General features: G+C 66.9%; 13 protein-coding genes and 1 tRNA gene. 10 read left to right on the top strand and 4 right to left on the bottom strand.

Annotation, left to right across the window (positions count from 1 at the left end; translation table 11 throughout):
• Positions 1-182: MFS transporter (locus OXH60_10585; protein ID MDE0712565.1), on the bottom strand; the 182-nt coding region annotated here is incomplete at its 3' end.
• A gap of 981 nt (positions 183-1,163) precedes the next feature.
• Here OXH60_10585 and OXH60_10590 point away from each other — a divergent pair.
• From OXH60_10590 to OXH60_10615, 6 genes are read left to right on the top strand one after another with little or no spacing between them, the layout of a single operon-like run.
• A complete protein-coding gene (locus tag OXH60_10590) occupies positions 1,164-2,405 on the top strand; it encodes an MFS transporter (protein MDE0712566.1) in 1,242 nt (413 codons plus the stop codon).
• Positions 2,406-2,445: 40 nt separating this feature from the next.
• The gene (locus OXH60_10595; protein ID MDE0712567.1) at positions 2,446-3,237 is read left to right on the top strand and encodes an SDR family oxidoreductase; all 792 of its coding nucleotides are present in this window, start codon (positions 2,446-2,448) and stop codon (positions 3,235-3,237) included.
• 3 nt (positions 3,238-3,240) lie between these two features.
• On the top strand, positions 3,241-4,197 hold the full coding sequence (locus OXH60_10600; protein MDE0712568.1) for a 3-hydroxyacyl-CoA dehydrogenase: 957 nt from the start codon (positions 3,241-3,243) through the stop codon (positions 4,195-4,197).
• A 15-nt stretch (positions 4,198-4,212) separates the two neighbouring features.
• The gene (locus OXH60_10605) at positions 4,213-5,187 is read left to right on the top strand and encodes a 3-keto-5-aminohexanoate cleavage protein (GenBank protein ID MDE0712569.1); all 975 of its coding nucleotides are present in this window, start codon (positions 4,213-4,215) and stop codon (positions 5,185-5,187) included.
• 33 nt (positions 5,188-5,220) lie between these two features.
• Entirely contained in the window at positions 5,221-6,345 is a 1,125-nt protein-coding gene (locus OXH60_10610; GenBank protein MDE0712570.1) for a zinc-dependent alcohol dehydrogenase family protein, read from the top strand.
• 19 nt (positions 6,346-6,364) lie between these two features.
• On the top strand, positions 6,365-7,114 hold the full coding sequence (locus OXH60_10615) for an aldolase (GenBank protein ID MDE0712571.1): 750 nt from the start codon (positions 6,365-6,367) through the stop codon (positions 7,112-7,114).
• Positions 7,115-7,144: 30 nt separating this feature from the next.
• Here OXH60_10615 and OXH60_10620 read toward each other — a convergent pair whose 3' ends face one another.
• The 3 genes from OXH60_10620 to lnt are packed head-to-tail and all read right to left on the bottom strand — an operon-like array spanning position 7,145 to position 11,922.
• Complete coding sequence (locus OXH60_10620) at positions 7,145-9,595, bottom strand: PBP1A family penicillin-binding protein (GenBank protein ID MDE0712572.1); 2,451 nt, start codon at positions 9,593-9,595, stop codon at positions 7,145-7,147.
• Positions 9,579-10,388, bottom strand: a complete 810-nt coding sequence (locus tag OXH60_10625; GenBank protein ID MDE0712573.1) for a fumarylacetoacetate hydrolase family protein — start codon at positions 10,386-10,388, stop codon at positions 9,579-9,581. Before OXH60_10625 ends, OXH60_10620 begins: the two co-directional genes overlap by 17 nt.
• A 31-nt stretch (positions 10,389-10,419) precedes the next feature.
• Positions 10,420-11,922: an apolipoprotein N-acyltransferase gene (gene lnt / locus OXH60_10630; GenBank protein MDE0712574.1), complete on the bottom strand. Its 1,503-nt coding sequence runs from the start codon at positions 11,920-11,922 to the stop codon at positions 10,420-10,422.
• 467 nt (positions 11,923-12,389) lie between these two features.
• Here lnt and OXH60_10635 point away from each other — a divergent pair.
• From OXH60_10635 to OXH60_10650, 4 genes are all read left to right on the top strand, one after another.
• A tRNA-Glu gene (locus OXH60_10635) sits at positions 12,390-12,465 on the top strand.
• 149 nt (positions 12,466-12,614) lie between these two features.
• Complete coding sequence (locus tag OXH60_10640) at positions 12,615-13,181, top strand: hypothetical protein (GenBank protein MDE0712575.1); 567 nt, start codon at positions 12,615-12,617, stop codon at positions 13,179-13,181.
• Between the two features lie 740 nt (positions 13,182-13,921).
• On the top strand, positions 13,922-15,124 hold the full coding sequence (locus tag OXH60_10645; GenBank protein MDE0712576.1) for an oxygenase MpaB family protein: 1,203 nt from the start codon (positions 13,922-13,924) through the stop codon (positions 15,122-15,124).
• Positions 15,125-15,972: 848 nt separating this feature from the next.
• The gene (locus OXH60_10650; protein MDE0712577.1) at positions 15,973-16,896 is read left to right on the top strand and encodes a LysR family transcriptional regulator; all 924 of its coding nucleotides are present in this window, start codon (positions 15,973-15,975) and stop codon (positions 16,894-16,896) included.
• Positions 16,897-16,909: the final 13 nt, after the last annotated feature.

Genomic DNA, 16,909 nt, shown 5'->3' on the forward strand with positions numbered 1-16,909 from the left:
TGCCGGGCGGCAGGCGGAAGCGGACGTTCCAGAAATTCTGCGATGGTGGCGTCGATCTGGCCGCGGCGCCGCAACGCGGTCGTGATCAGCGCGCGGGCGAAGGCCCGGTCACGGTCGTCCAGGCCGGGCAGCAGGGTCGACGCCGCCAGCGCCTCCTGCAGCGCCACATTCCGAAACAGCACCGACGACAGGACAGCTGCCGCGGCCTGCCGAGCCCGCAGCAGCTGCTTCGGATCCCCGGATGATCCGGACCTCTGACCGTGGCGGCGCCCGTCCGACCTAGCGGCGCGGGACCCGGGTGATGGTGCCGGCCGACGGGGGAACTTTGCCGCTGCCTCGCGTCCCGGTCGACCCGGCGGGCCTTGCCGTGTTCGATCACCGGGCGCCCGGCGCGGGCGACCAGCGGCAGTCTGCCGACCGTTATCGTCCCGCCGCCGGTCGCGCTCGGGGCCACGGCGATCCTTGTCGCCTCCGGTGCGTGCGGTGCGCGCCGGTGGGTTGGCGGCCGCTTCCCCGCCGGTCTGCCGGTGCCTGCCTGCAGCATTCCGGGCATGCTGCCGGCGAGCGGGCGGGCGGGCGCCGGGCGCATCGGCTCGCTGCTTGTTCCCCCAGACACGCCGGGACGGCCCGGTGTCGCCGGCGCGGTGCACAGGATCGGTCCTTCGCCCGCCCGCGCCGCCAGCGGCGCGCTTGGGCCGGGACCGCGCCATATCGGGCGGCTTGCCTTGGGAGTCTCGGGACGGACCCCTGGCCCGCCGCACCGCCCGATCGCCTGTGCTTGACCTGTCCCGACCGGGTGCGCCCTCAGAGTGCCGTCCGCGATCGCCACGGGAACCGGCGGCAGCGCTCCCGGAATCACGAGGTCCGGACCCGCGCCGCGGCTTGCGGACGCCGTCCCGAGGTTGGTGAACGGACGTCGGTCGCGCCTTCTTGGGCGAATGCTTGGCCTGCGCCTCGCGCCCCGCCTGATCCCTTGAGCGGCCGTCGCGGCGCCGGCCGGCAGCTTCTGCGTCCGAAGGGGGACGCGGTACATGCTTTGGCATGGCAGAGCCCTTAACCGCGTCTCACCTTAGGGTAGCATGCGCCGTCGGGCTGATCGGCGGCAGGCTCATCGACGGCCCCGACTCCCCCCGCAGCGGCTGCCGATCGGAGAGCCCGCGACGATGAATCTCGGCCTGGTACGACTGATCACGCTGGCGTGCACCGCGTACCTGCTCTCGCAGTTCTACCGGTCATCGGTGGGCGTGCTGGCACCGGATCTGATGAGCCGGCTGTCGCTCACGCCTGAGGAGCTCGGCCGCCTGGGAGGGATTTTCTTTCTCGCGTTCGCATGCGCGCAGTTGCCGCTCGGCGTGCTGCTCGACCGATACGGACCCCGCAAGACAACCTCCCTCGTGCTGGTGGGAGCAGCGCTGGGGGCGTTCCTGTTCGCCACCTTCACGGAATTCTCCGGCCTGTTGGCCGGACGCGCCCTGATGGGAGCAGGCTGCTCGGTCGGACTGATGGGATCACTGGTCCTGTTCTCCCGGTGGGTACCGTCGCGCCGGTTCGCGACCATGGCCGGGCTGGTCCTCGGGGTCGGGGGTTTCGGCGGCATCCTCGCCACCACGCCGCTTGCAGCCGCCTCCGCCTGGGTGGGCTGGCAGGGCGTCTTCATCGGCATGGGAGCCATCACGCTGGTGGTGGCGATGGTCTTCTGGCTGACCGTCCGCGACACGCCGGACGGCACGCCATTTCAGAAGACTCGAATCGGCGGCCGGGAGGACAACGTGCTGCGGGGATTTCTGGAGATCCTCACCACGCGCGATCTGTGGTTCATGTTGCCGATTTCGTTCGTCGGGTACGGCGGGCTGCTGGCGATCCTCGGACTCTGGGGGGCGCCCTACCTGAAGGATGTACAGGGCCTTGGCGACATTGACCGGGGGAATGTGCTGCTCGCCACCGCTGCCGCCTGGAACGTGGGCTGCATCCTGTTTGGCCGCGCGGACCGGCTGTTCGACACCCGAAAATGGACGGCGGTCGCCGGCTGTTGCGGCCTCGCGCTGGTGATCTCGGTCATTGCCGTGATCCCCCAGGTACCGCTGTGGCTCAATCTCGTGCTGTTCGGGGTGCTGGGTCTGGTCGGAGCCTTCAGTGTCCTCCTGCTCGCCCACTACCGCGCCCTGTTCCCGGTCAGGCTGGTCGGCCGGGCGCTCACCTTCACGAATTTCTTCAATTTCGGCGGCGTTTTCGTGCTGCAGTGGACGACCGGCCTCGTGCTGTCCAGCCGGGGAGGGACCGCGTCGGGCGCGCCGCCGGAGGCCTATACCACGGCCTTCCTGATGATCGCCGTCGTCCTGACGCTGGCAACGTTCGCATACCTGTTCGCACGCGACTACCGGCCCAGCTCGGAGATTCCCGGATGATCAGCGAACGCCGGGCAATTCGCCTACAGTAGCCCGCGTCATGAATTCGCCCCCCGCCAACGCCCTTGTGACCGGCCAGCGTATTCTGGTCAGTGCCGCAGCCGCCGGCATCGGTCGCGCCATCGCCGAGACCCTGCACCGGCATGGTGCGCGGGTGCATGCCTGCGACGTCGACGAGGCGGCCTGTGCGGCGTTCCGTGCCGCCAATCCCGACATTTCGATGGCGCGCTGCGATGTCGCCGACGCCGACCAGGCGCTCGAATGGGTGGAAGACGGCATTGCCCGCCTGGATGGGCTCGACGGACTGGTGAACAACGCGGGCATCGGCGGCCCGACCGGGCGGATCGAGGACTTGGACCCCGCCGACTGGAAACGCACGATCGACGTGGACCTGAACGGGATGTTCTACGTGACCCGGGGAGCCGTGCCCGCGCTACGTGAGTCCCGCGACGGGTCCGTGGTCAATCTCTCCTCGCTCGCGGGCAAGTTCGGGTTTGCGGGCCGGACCCCGTACGCCGCCGCCAAGTGGGCCGTTGTCGGGTTCACCAAGTCGTTGGCGCGCGAACTGGGCAACGCCGGCGTTCGCGTCAACGCCATCCAGCCCGGCAACGTTGAGGGGCCACGGATCGATCGGGTCATCGCCGCCAAGGCCGAACTCCGTGGCGAGTCCCCGGAGGCTCTGCGGGAACGGGTCTGCGAGACGATCTCGCTCGGCCGGTTTGTCACGGCACAAGACATCGCGGATACGGCGCTATTCCTAATGTCCCCGCTGGCCCGCAATGTCTCCGGACAAATCATCGCCGTTGACGGCGATACGCAGATGCTGCTCTGAGTCATGCAGGAACGACCCGTCATCGCAGTCGTCGGCAGCGGCCTGGTGGGGCGCGGCTGGGCGGTCGTGTTTGCCAGGGCCGGCTGTTCGGTCAGGCTGTGGGATACCCAACCCGGCCAGGCCGACAAGGCCGTGCACGGAATTGCGGGCGAGCTGGACGGACTGGCGGAACTCGGACTGGCCGGCGAGGACCCTCCGTCCGAAGTGCTCGGGCGGATTGCGGTCGCGTCAACCCTGGAGGCTGCGCTGGACGGGGCGGCCCACGTGCAGGAATGCACGCCTGAGGTCCTTGCGACGAAACAGGCCGTCTTTGCCCAGCTCGATGCGGCCTCTGCTCAAGACACCGTGCTCGCCAGCTCGACGTCGGGCATTCAGGCCTCGCTGTTCTCGGAGTCGCTGACGGGGCGGAGCCGCTGTCTTGTCGCCCATCCCCTGAATCCCCCGCATCTCATCCCGCTGGTCGAACTCGTGCCTGCGCCGTGGACCGATCCTGCCGTCGTCGAGCGGACCCGCGTGCTGATGGAGGGAGTCGGGCAGGCAACGGTCACCCTGAAGAAGGAAGTGCCCGGGTTCGTCGTGAATCGGTTGCAAGGGGCCTTGCTGCACGAGGCGTTTCGGCTGGTCCAGGATGAGGTCGCCGATGTGGCCGACGTGGACGCGGCGGTGGAATCGGGATTGGGCCTGCGATGGTCGTTCATGGGGCCCTTTGAAACCATCGACCTCAATGCGCCTGGCGGGATCGCCGACTACGTCGCTCGCTACGGCCAGCTGTACCTCGACCTGGCGCGCGACGGCGGACCACCGCGGCCCTGGGAGGCCGAGCTCGCCCGAAGCCTGGAAACCGACCGGCGCAAACAGCTGCCGGCCGACCGGCTTGACGAGCGCGCACAATGGCGTGATCGGCGACTGGCGTTGCTCGTGGCCCACAAGCTGCGGCACGCTTCGGACCCCGACACCTGAACGGAGACCACGAACATGGCCACGTCCGCTGCCCCGCCCCCTGAAGCTGCACCTTCCGGGCGTCCCCGGCGCAAGGTCATCGTGACGTGCGCGGTGACCGGCTCGATCCACACCCCGTCGATGTCGCCGCACCTCCCGGTCACGCCGGACGAGATCGCGACCCACGCGATCGACGCGGCGGAGGCCGGCGCCTCGATCATCCACCTCCACGCCCGCCAGGCAGACGACGGGCGTCCGACGCAGGATCCGGAGGTGTTCCGCCAGTTTCTCCCGAGAATCAAGCAGAGCTGCAACGCCGTCGTGAACATCACGACGGGCGGCGCGCCGCGAATGCCGGTAGCGGAACGCATGCGTCCGGCGGTCGAGTTCGCGCCGGAAGTCGCATCGTTGAACATGGGCTCGATGAATTTCGGCCTGTTTCCGATGCTGAAGCGCTACGACTCCTTTGAGCACGCGTGGGAGCGCGAGGCCCTGGAATCGAGCCGCAGCAACGTGTTCCAGAACAGCTTCGAGGACATCGAGAACATTCTCCGCGCCTGCAGCGGGAACGGGACCCGCTTCGAGTTCGAATGCTACGACACGAGCCACCTGTACAACCTGTCGTACTTCCTGGATGAAGGGCTCGTGCAGCCGCCACTGTTCATCCAGACCGTGTTCGGAATCTTCGGCGGAATTGGGACCCACCCTGAAGACATCGCGCACATGAAGCGGACGGCCGACCGGCTGTTCGGGGACGTGTGGCGCTGGTCCGTGCTGGGTGCCGGCGCCCATCAGATGCGCGTGGCGGCGTTTGCCGCCGCGCAGGGCGGCAACGTCCGGGTCGGACTGGAAGATTCGTTGTGGGACGGCCCGGGCCAGCTGGCGGAGAGCAACGCCGCCCAGGTCACCCGCGTGCGCAAGATCCTGGAGGGCCTGTCGCTTGACACCGCCACGCCGGACGAAGCGCGTGCCATGCTGTCGCTCAAGGGCGGCGACACCGTCCGCTTCTGATTCGATTTACCCCGTGGCTGAGGAGACCTGCCCATGAAATGCCGCGCCGCCGTTCTGCACAACATGGGGGAGCCGCGTCCCTACGCGGAGACCAAACCGGTCAAGATCGAGGAGATCGAACTTCTCGACCCGGGTCCCGGCGAGGTCCTGGTCCGGATGGTCTCGGCAGGGCTGTGCCACTCTGACCTGTCGGTCGTTAACGGGTCCAGGCCGCGCGACTTGCCCATGGTGCTCGGCCACGAGGGATCGGGGGTCATCGAGGCCGTCGGGCCAGGCGTGGATGAGCTCCGCGTGGGCGATCACGTAGTGTACGTGTTCGTCCCGAGCTGCGGCCATTGCGTGCCGTGCGCCGAGGGGCGCCCGGCGCTATGCGAACCGGGGGCCAAGGCGGCGGCGGCCGGGACGCTGCTGTCGGGGGGGCGGCGGATCAAGCTCAACGGGGAACCCATCAACCACCAGGTCGGCGTGTCGTGCTTCGCGGAGTACGCGGTGTCCAGCACCCGTTCACTGGTCCGCGTCGACCCCGAGATTCCCCTTGACCAGGCTGCGCTGTTCGGATGCGCCGTGATTACCGGCATGGGTGCGGTCGTCAATACCGCGAAGGTGCGCCCCGGCGCCACGGTGGCCGTGATCGGTCTCGGCGGGACGGGCTTAGCTGCCGTGCTCGGTGCCCGCGCCGCGGGCGCCAGCCGGGTCATCGGTCTCGACCTGCTCGACAGCAAGCTCGAATCGGGTCGCCAGATCGGCGTCGACGACGCCGTGAACGCCGGCGACCCCGACGTCATCGAGACCGTACGCGAGATGACGGCGGGCGGCGTCGAGTACGCCTTCGAGTGCGTGGGTTCGGCCAAGGCGATGGAACTCGCCTACGCGATCACTCGGCGCGGCGGCACCACGACCACCAGCGGCCTGCCGCCTCCCGACGCGAAGATCGCCGTGCCGCACGTGCAGCTCGTCGCCGAGGAGCGGACCGTCAAGGGAAGCTACCTCGGGTCCTGCGTTCCGCGGCGCGACATCCCTGCCTACATCGAGCTCTTTCGGGCGGGCCGACTGCCCATCGACCGGTTGGTCAGCGACCACCTTCCGCTCGACAAGATCAATGAGGGCTTCGATCGCCTTGACGACGGCGATACGATTCGGCAAATGATAGCGTTCTGATCAGGATACCGGAGCCGTCATGCGGAGTTCCCACAACGCCGAACGGGCAGCCCGGGTGGATCTGGCCGCCGCGTATCGGCTGGCCGACCATTACGGGCTGTCGGAGGGCATTTGCAATCACCTGACCCTGGCCGTGCCCGACGAGGAAGACCGCTACCTGCTGATCCCGTTCGGCATGCACTGGTCCGAGGTCACGGCCAGCGCGTTGCTGGTCGTCGACGGGGACGGAAACGTCGTCGACGGGGACGGCCTCGCGGAACCCACCGCATTTCTGATTCATGGTGCCGTGCACCGCGCGCGGCCGGACGCCGCCTGCGTGATGCATACGCACATGCGCGCGGCGCTCGCGCTTTGCATGATCGATGACGGCGGGTTGCACATGGCCGACCAGAATGCGTGCCGGTTCTTCGGCCGCACCGCGACCATGACTGACTTCGACGGGGTGGTGCTGGACGAAGTCAAGGCCGCCCCGATCGTCGACGCGATCGGCGACTGCAACGTGCTCTTCATGGCCAACCACGGCGTCCTCGTAACCGGCCGGACGGTCGCGCGCGCCTGGGAGGACCTGTACTTCCTGGAGCGCGCATGCGCCGCGCAAGTCGCGGCGATGTCAACCGGGAGGCCGCTCAAACGGGTGCCAGATTCGGATGCTGCCGCGATCGCCGCGGACGTGACCCGCGAGGCCGAATCGGGCCTCTGCACGGCAGACAAGTTCTTCAGCGCGTCGAAACGACTGCTGGATCGTTGCAACCCGGGATATGACGCCTGACCGACCGCGCCCTGCGGACATCCGTCGCCGTCAGTAGATCTCATCCTCGAAGCCGCGCACCGTGGCGCCCGCCGATTCCGGGCCGGTGCCGCGCGCGAACGCCTCGAAGATCACCCGTTGCGAATCCGGCGCCGGTCGCCGGCCAGTCTCCGCATCGATCCGCACCATGTCGACACCGTCCGGAATCCGAAACGGGGATGCCGCCCCCTCGGCCAGCGCCCGTTCCATGAAGGCTCCGAAAATGGGTGCGGCCACGCGGCCGCCGCTTTCCCCGCGACCCAGGTTCCGTGGCTGGTCGTAGCCGACAAATACGCAGACGACGAGGTTCGGCGAGAACCCCACAAACCACGCATCGAGGAAGTCGTTCGTGGTGCCGGTCTTGCCCGCCAGCGGGATGCCAATGTCCGCCAGGCGGCGCGCGGTCCCGACCTCGACCACTCCCTTCAGCATCCACGTCACCTGAAACGTATTGACCGGGTCAGCCACGGGGATGCCGAGCGGCGGCAAGCCCGGCGGCAATTCCGATTCGACTTCGCACGCCGGACAGCGCCGCGTGTCGCGGCGGTGGATCGTGCGGCCATGCCGGTCCTGCACGCGTTCGACGAATGCCGGTTTGATCCGCCGGCCACCGTTCAGCAGCGTCGCGTACGCTGACGCAAGCGCCAGCGGCGTGGTCTCGGTCGTACCCAGCGCCGTGGCCAGAAACGGCTGCGGCAACCCCAGCCCGAAACGTTCGGCGACCTCGGCCACACGTTCCACCCCCAGGGTGTTGGCCAACCGTATGGTCATGACATTCCGGGATCGCTCCAGTCCGTCCCGGAGCGTTCGCGGGCCATAGAACCGACCAGCCGCATAGTTCTGAGGGCGCCATTCCTCCAGGTGCGGTCCCTGATCGATCACCAGCGGCGCGTCGAGGACGAGGCTCCCCGGCGTCAGACCGTCTTCCAGGGCCGCCAGATAGACAAAGGGCTTGAAGGCCGAACCGGGTTGACGCTTGGCCTGCGTGGCCCGATTGAACCCGAACTCCCCCTCACCGTAGCCGCCGACGAGCGCCAGCACCCGCCCGTTCCTGGGATCGAGCGCCACGAGCGCACCTTCGACCTCGGGGAGCTGGCGCAGCGCCGGCTGCCGCTCCTCGGCGCTGCCCAGCATCTCCACCAGCATCACGTCGCCCGGCACCAGGAGTTCGGCGGGATTCCCGTCTTCGCCGCCTTCTAGCGCCCAGGCCATGTCGCCCCGTGTCATGTCCATGACGGCACCGCCCGCCAGCCCGACACGGGCGGCCTGGCCGTCAACTTCCAGCACCACGGCGGGTTCCAGGTGGGGCGGAATCCATACCGGCCGGATGCCCGGATCGGACAATTGCCCGGCCCAGTCGGTTCCTTCCGGGTCGTCGATGGTCCATACCGGCCCCCGGTAGCCGTGCCGCCGGTCGTACGCCTCCAGCCCGTCCCGAAGCACGTCGGTCGCAATCTGCTGCAGCGTGGGCTCAAGCGTGGTCGTCACCGTCAGACCGCCCTGATAGAGGGCTTCCTCACCCATCGAGTCGGCGATCCATCGTCGCACTTCCTCGGCAAAATGCGGGGCGGCGATCAGAGCGTCCCGGCCCTCCCGTGCCACTGACGTGAGCGGTTCCGCCCGGGCAGACGATGCGGCCTCGGCGGTAACGAAACCCTCCTCGGTCATCCGCCGCAGCACATAGGCGCGCCGCTCGAGCGCCGCCTCGCGCCGCAATTCCGGGTGGTAGTTGTTGGGGCCTTTCGGCAGCGCCGCCAGGTACGCCATTTCCGCCAGGGACAGCTCGTCCAGGGACTTGTCGAAGTAGTTGCGCGCCGCGGCGGCCACCCCGTACGAGCGGAGCCCGAGGTAGATCTCGTTGAGATAGAGCTCCAGGATGCGTTCCTTGCTGAGCACGCGTTCCATGCGGAGCGCGAGCAACGCTTCCTTCACCTTCCGTTCAATCGAGACCGTTCGCGTCAGCAGGAACGTCTTTGCCACCTGCTGGGTGATCGTCGAGGCACCGATCAGGCGGCGGTCGTCCGCGATGCGGCGGGCGTTCTGGACGACGGCTCGCGCAATGCCGACGTAGTCCAGCCCTGAATGCGTCCAGAAGTTCCTGTCCTCCGCCGCGATGAAGGCATTCGCCACCTGCTCCGGGATCGAACGGATCGGCACGAATTGCCGGTCCTGCTCCGCGTAGCGGCCGAGTGGCTGACCGTCGGCAGCGTAGGTGCGCGACGTTTCCGCCGGCTCGTAATCCAGGAGCTGCCGGTATTCGGGCAGGCCCTGCCCGAATTGGCTGAGCACGACGATCACCGCGACGATGCCGACGGCCACCCCCAGCAGGCCGGCCAATCCGAAGCCGACCGCAAGCCTGCGCGTCCACCTTCGCCAGCGGCTCGGCGGTGCCTGGTGCTCGGGCTTTAGTCCGGAGGTGCGCCGGAACAGCGCTGCGTCGTTGGGATCAACCGATAGTGGCACGCGCAGCTCCCAGCCCGTCGAACACTCCCTCCACCTCGGCCCCGCGCTCAACCCACTGAATGGCGGTCACGCTGCCCAACAAGACAAACTCACCCGCCCGCAGCGTGCCGCCACAGGCCGAGGCGTGGGAAGCGAGCCAAGCCAAGGCGTTGAGCGGATGCCCCAGGATGTCGCTTCCACGTCCCTCAGAGCACGTCTCCCCGTTGATGCGCACTTCCCCTGCGAGAGCAGCCAGGTCGAGCTCCGCGGTCAGCTTTCTCGCCGGGCCCAGCACCGCGGCAGCGTCAAAGAAATCGTCGGCGATCAAGGTCGGTGTATCCAACTCGGCCCGGTCCACGTAGCGGTCGTCCACGATCTCGATCGCTGGCATGATCTCGTCTACCACGTCCACCATGTCTTCGCCTCGGAAGGGCCCGTCAGCGGCATGAAGCGTGGAGCGGAGCCGCACGGCAATCTCGACCTCCACACCAGGCCGGATGAAATCGGCGTGGCGGAAAAGACCGGACCCATGATGGACGTTGGCGCCCATGACCCCGCCGCCCGCGGGATGACCGATACCCAGGTAGCGCTGCATCTGGGCGTTGGTGCATCCGATCTTCCAACCGGCCCGCTGGCCGAATCCCGCCGCCGTGAGTTCCTGGTGCAGTGCATGCTGGACGGCATACGCCGTCGACTCGTCGCGCGGCCGGAGGCGCTCGGGGAGGGCGGCGAGGGGGTGACACTCCAGTCGGTGGCGCGCGATCCACGCGGCGGCCTCACGAACCGGGTCAGCGGCGGGGGCAGAAGTCATCATGGACTAGTCATGGTGCGGATTGCCGCTGAGGTCAATCCTTTGCGGCATCGTCAACAACCGGCTCCTGACGGATGGTCGCCAACATGAGCACCAGGAGCGCAAACAGCCCCCCGAACAGCGGTAGGTCACCCATCCTTGCGTGCAGTGGCGGCTTCTCGGGCACCGGCAGAGGGTGGTCGATCACACCACGCTGACCCAGTGCCAGTCGAGCAAGAATGCGGCCGCGCGCGTCGATCACGGCGGATATACCGGTGTTCGCGGCCCGGACGACCGGCAAGCCCTCCTCGACGGCTCGGAGGCGGGCCTGAACAAAGTGCTGATAGGGCCCCGAGGTGCGCCCGAACCATGCGTCGTTGGTCACGTTCAGCAGCCAAGCCGGCCGCTCCGGCCCTCCCGTCGACGTAGGAAAGATGATCTCGTAGCAGATCGCGGGTGCCGCCGGCGGGAAGCCCGGAATGGATACACGGGCGCGCGCATCAGCAGCCTGCATCCCGCGTCCCGTTACCGGTCGCAGAACGTCGGGCAGCCACGCTGCAAGCGGGAGAAACTCTCCGAATGGCACGAGGTGCACCTTGTCATAAAACGCTTCCACCTGGCCGTCTGGAGCCAGGAAGAACAAACTGTTGAACACTGCGCCATCGGCCGGACGGATCCTGAAGCCGCCGGTAGCGAGCCGGACTTCACCGGGGATTGCCTGCTGGACGTCGCGAACATTCCGCCGAATATCCTCCCGCCCCGTCGGATCGAATGGCACGACGGCCTCCGGCCAGATCACCAGCTTCGGGGGCGGGTCCGCAGGCGGCGTCCGCGAGGTGGCAACGTACTGCCGCAGGTTGTCGTCGAACCGGCCCGCGTCCAGCCGGGCAGCCTGCGGAACGTTGCCCTGGACGATCCGCACCACGGGACCCTCGCCCAGATCGAGGGTCCGGACATTGTCCCGCAGGAAGCCGAGAAAGAGCACGGCCGCTAACGGGGCGGGCAGCAGCAGCCCCAACCGTAACCGGCGGCTGGCCAAGGCGGCAGGCGCCAGCGCCGCGAACACTGTCACGGCCCCAAGACCGTGCGTGCCTATCCACGCCGCCGGCTGCAGGGTTTCGACAGAAAAGGCCCAGACCTGGCCCGTGAGATTCCACGGGAAACCGGTCAACAGCCAGCTTCGAAGTCCTTCGGCGAGAATCCACGCCGCGCCGAGGGCGACCAGTCGACGGGGCAGCGAGTCGAGAGTCCGGGCCACCAATGCCGCCGACGCCGGAAACACTGCGAGTCCGGCCGACAGTCCCGCGACGCCGATGCCGCCGGCGATCCAACCGAACTGCCCCGTGTAGACGAATGAGGCACCGATCCAGTAGAGCCCTGCCGCGAACTGACCGAATCCGAAGGCCCAGCCAGTCCAGAAGGCCCGGCGAAGCCCGCCGTTGTTGATCAGCCAGGCCAGTACCGGAAACGAAACCAATAGCACCGGTACGGCGTGGATCGGCGCGAACGCCGCTGCAGAAGCCGCGCCGGCCAGCATCGCCGAAGCCGCGCGGAGCACGCGGCTTTCCGAAATCCGACGTGGAATCGAGCGGCCGCTCCAGGGCATCTCAGGACTCTTGACGACGGGGCGCGAGACGCACGGAGAAGATCATGGGGCAGCGGTCAGTCACGGACCGTGCTGCACTGCCACACGGTACCATGGTTGCCGGCGCGGCCGAATGCTCCAACAGAAGGGCGCGAAGATCAGGATCCCGGGGTGGCGCGGCACCCGGAAGACGACGGCGCGCACCAGTTCTGGGCCGGGCCGACGCAAGCTCAGCATGCGCAGCGTCGGCCATCTCCCCGTGGTGCATTCGTCCATACGTGCGCGGCGCGCCGATGGCCCTCCCCGGGTTTGTTGCGTCAGCACCGCTTCGTTGGCACACTCGCCATCTCCGACTTCCAGCGCTGGTAACCAAGTACCACAGAGGCGAAACAGGTAGGTGCCAACGTGGTACTGTCCTGCATGCGTCGGAGAACACACGGGGCCCCTTCGTCTAGCGGTCCAGGACGCCGCCCTCTCACGGCGGAAACAGGGGTTCGATTCCCCTAGGGGTCACCAAGCCGTCTCGAGCCCGCCTGGCAACGTGTCAAACACCACATAAGTTGTCGCCGTTTGTCCCTCTATGGGTGTTTGTCCGTTTGTGCTGGTGAGGGTCCGAAAGCTAGCTAAGCGGGTTCCGTCAACGGCACGACGAGGCATTAGGACTCGTGAACCCGCCGGACAGGTGCTCGGCGGACGCCGCCGGGATCCTCACGCTCTACATGCGCCTTGGAACGGATACCGAACCTGCACACCTGTCCATCACGAGCCTCGGCGCGTGGGAGGGGGAGACGACCGATCTCACGCGGAGCCTGTCGCAGGTCTCATTCGGCGTGCGGCACGCCAACTGGGTCACCATGCCGTGGACGACGGGCGTGGAACCCGCCCAAGCCCTTGCCGACAACTCACGACTGCAGGGAACCGCGGCTTGGAACGGGGATCTGATCGGCTTCACGCCGACGCTCGACGGCGCGCAGGGCGATGCGGAGATCAGCGTGAACCTCGGCACCATGAACGGGCGGGCCGATTTCACCGGGCTCGAGAACGAGGACGGCTCCACGTGGGGAGACGGGGATCTCAGCTACGCCATCACCGTCGGCGCGAACTACCTACGGAGCACTGGGGGCGACACCGGGACCGTCAACGGGCAATTCTACGGCCCCAACCACGAAGGCGTGGGTGGATCGGTTGAGCGCGTCGATCTCACGGCCGCCTTCGGCACCAGGAGGCAGTAACTTGCACGACCCCGCCTTAGGCGACAGTCGGGCCTACCAACTTGCGAGAAAGGCGGTGCTCATGAGCAATGAAGTGGCCGAGTATCCTCCTCCTGGCAGAGGAGGCAGTCGAAAACGTCACAGCCCATTGGCCTTACGGTGGGAAATCCGGCACGTTGTAGTAGACGAGATTGGTCCTGCGCGCGCAGGAGCGACCCAAGATGCGGCATCAAACTTGAGCGCGCCTCGACTCTTGTCGGACGTAACACACCGCCCGCTGCTGCCGCCTTCCGGGAAGGCTTCGGCGTCCCTCCGGGTGGTCCTGTGTCAGACGCCGTCCCGCCGAACACCCGGAGCCAAGCGTCGGGCGACGGACGGGCCGGTCGCGGCCTCGCCAGGCCTCATCGCACCGCCAGCCGGTACCGATGGGCGCGGGCCCTGCGGGCTCGGCCGCGCGGCCCTTGTACGCCGCTCAAGGTAACCATTTTGTGTTCATCACGGATCCCACAATATCCGAACGGTAAATATTGCGCCATTTGACGGCAGTAACCGGGACTTTGGCGGGCGAAGCGGGTTAACATCACGCTGGGCACGCGCGGGTCGGCGAGACGCCCGGAGCTCACCGGGAGTCTGCCCGGACCGGCGCGTGTCGGTTAGTCACTGTGTAGACGGGGGCCGTCATGGAGCTTGGCAATCTGGCGCAGCACGCGGGCTGCCATCTCCCTATCTGAGGGACCCTTCCAGGCCGAGCACGAGACGCCGTGACCATCGGCACACATCTCACTCCGCGACCTGCGGAGATTCCGAGCGCCTATATCGACGGCTACGCCAGGGGCCGGGCGGCCGACCCCGAGCGGTCCGCCAACTATGTCGCGCACACCACGATCGGGGACCCCCTGGCTGACGCGATGATCGCGGATCTCCTCCGCCTCGGGCCGGATGAGCAAGCCAGGCTGATCAGGCTCGGCATGCACGATCGGGACCGCACCGCGCTTCGCGGCGCACCGGCCTCTGTCAGGGCGTTCTTCGAGCACTGTCGCAAGCCACCGGAATGGCTTGACCTGACATCGTTCCAGCCGGGCTGCCGCATGTTCCACCGGAATACGCGGCTGATCCTCGCGGGCATGGTGGGCGGCGTGCTCGTGGAGGGGTTTTCCACGAACATCGCCAAGTCGTTCTTCATCACCGGCAGGCTACGCGACCAGGGCACGCGGCGCCTCAAGCAGAACAACCGCCACATGCTGGAGATCTTCATGCCTGGCGGCATGGAGAGGCACGCCGACGGATGGACGCACTCCGTACGGGTGCGGCTGGTACACGCCAAGATCCGGTGCCTTCTGAGCGAGTCCGGTGAATGGGACATCGGGGAACTCGGCACGCCCATCAGCGCGGCGCATACCGGCTTCGCCATCGCGGCCTTTTCCGCCAGGTCGTTGAGGCACCTGACAAGACTCGGCGGATCCTTCAGCGACGAGGAACGCAAGAGCTTCATGGCGGTCTGGCGGTACTCCGGCTATCTGATGGGCATCCCGGAAACCATCCTGTTCCGGGACGAAACGGACGCGCTGCGGATCTTCGACACCGGCCGCATGTGCGAACCTTCGCCTTCGATGGAATCGATCGCCCTCGCGTTGTCCCTTATCAATTCCGCGCCGCTGTTCGCTGGACTGACCGAACGGGACGCACGCCAGAAACTGGCTGGCTACATCGCGCAGATCTCGCGCGCGCTGATCGGCAATGCGTTGGCCGATGAGCTCATGTATCCAGCGAGCCCGACCCTGGGGATCCTGTGGAAGTTCCGGCTGCTGAACCGGATCGAGGCCATTCGGAACAGGTTGAACCCGAGCCGTGCCGCCGCTACCTCCAACATGATGACCATCCTTGATGCGTCGATGTACGACAAGGAGGGGATCAGCTACAGATTGCCCGACCATGTCTACGCGGAACAATCCAAAGAGTGGTGAGAATTGCGGGCCGCCAGGGACTCACCGGTCAGGTGCGTTCGGGATGATCCGGTCGGGCCGGCTCCGTGTCCGGGAGCCGGAGCGGCAGCGCCTGCGACAAACGTGGAAACCCCTGCCGTCCGCGGGCCGGCTACCGCCTGACCGGTCTTCGCCATCGGGCTGCCTCGCGCGAGGATCCCGGCGGCGTCGATCGCCGGCAGCGAGCCGTCGAGGCGGAACCAGCTGTCGGCCATGTTCGAGTCCGGGGGAGTCCTCCTGGCTTGGGTGACCATGCTGACCTACCGCTGACAGAGGAGGCAGTCGTAAACGTCACAGCTAATTGGTCGTACAGCGAGAAATCCGACAGATTACGGTAGACGAGACTGGTCCTACGCACGCTGGAACTACCCAAAATGCGACATCAATCGTGAGCGTGCCTCGACTCTTTATCCGATGTTTCACACAACGTTGCGAACCGCCAAACAAATCGAGTCAGTTTGCACCCTCGAGCTCCCGCGCCCGTTTGTGCGGAAAGCCGCCGGGATGGCCCCTGCACAACCGGGAACAACGAGAGCCGCGCGACCGCAGTTCAGGCTGCCCGGAACCGTCGGGCGGACGCCGGGCGCAGCTTTGCCAAGGCGGCGGCAACAGAACTTCCAAGCCAGGCAAATGCATCAGCGAATGCCTGGCTTCGCAGGTGGTGGGCACGAGCCACTGCCTGCTCGACTTCGGGCTGCGATGGGGTGCGGGATGTCGCAAACATGGATCTCACTCCGGGTTCGGGTTGCGTTGCGGAACAAGTTAGGCATGCTTCAGCTGATAACAATCCATCCTTGAAGCACAACATTGTTGCTTAAATTGCAAAGAACATGCCGACGCTGAACGCCCTCCGTTGTTTCACTGAGACCGTCGAGGCCGGAGGCTTTTCCGCCGCCGGCCGAAAACTCAGTGTCGCCCCCTCCTCGGTATCACGCCAGATCACCGCACTGGAGGACAGTGTCGGCGCCCAACTGCTGCTTCGCACGACTCGGAAACTCAGTCTCACCGAGGCCGGGCGGCTCTATTACCGACGCGTTGCACACATACTGGCGGACCTCGACGAAGCGACGACAGCGGTTTCCGATCTCGAGAGGGCGCCGCGCGGTGTTCTCCATGTCAACGCACCGATCGCCTTTGGAACCCGCCACATCGTTCCCGCGACGCCGGCGTTCCTGGCCCGCTTTCCCGAGGTACGGATCGAGCTCACCCTGACCGACAATTTCGTCGACCTGCTCGAGGTCGGCGCGGATGTCGCAGTACGCGTGGGCGAACTTGAAGACTCGAGCCTGATCGCCCGTCGGTTGGCCGCCAACCGCCGAATCCTGTGCGCCAGCCCCGATTATCTCGCTGGCGCCGGAACACCAGATCGGCCTTCCGATCTGATCGCCCACAACTGTCTCGTCTACACCCGTCATCAGGGGAATGTGGACTGGAATTTGGAGGGACCTGACGGACCCGCGGAAGTGCGTGTCACCGGGAGTCTGCGCACCAACAACACTGAAGCGCTCCATGCGGCGGCACTGGGCGGGCTTGGCATCGTGCTGCTACCGTCCTGGTTGGTCGGTCACGAAGTTCAGGCGGGGCGACTGGTTCAGATTCTCGGCCACTACCGGGCTTCCCCCTCAGCCCTCGACACATCCATCTATGCGCTTTATCCCGCCAACCGACATCTCTCCAGCAAGGTTCGGGCGTTCGTTGACTTCCTGGTGGAGCGCTTCAGCCCGGCACCCTACTGGGAAGAGGCGCCAGGCTAGCCCGCTGGGATCT

The sequence above is a fragment of the Rhodospirillales bacterium genome, assembly GCA_028824295.1.
In the GTDB taxonomy this organism is placed as follows: Bacteria; Pseudomonadota; Alphaproteobacteria; order TMED109; family TMED109; genus VXPW01.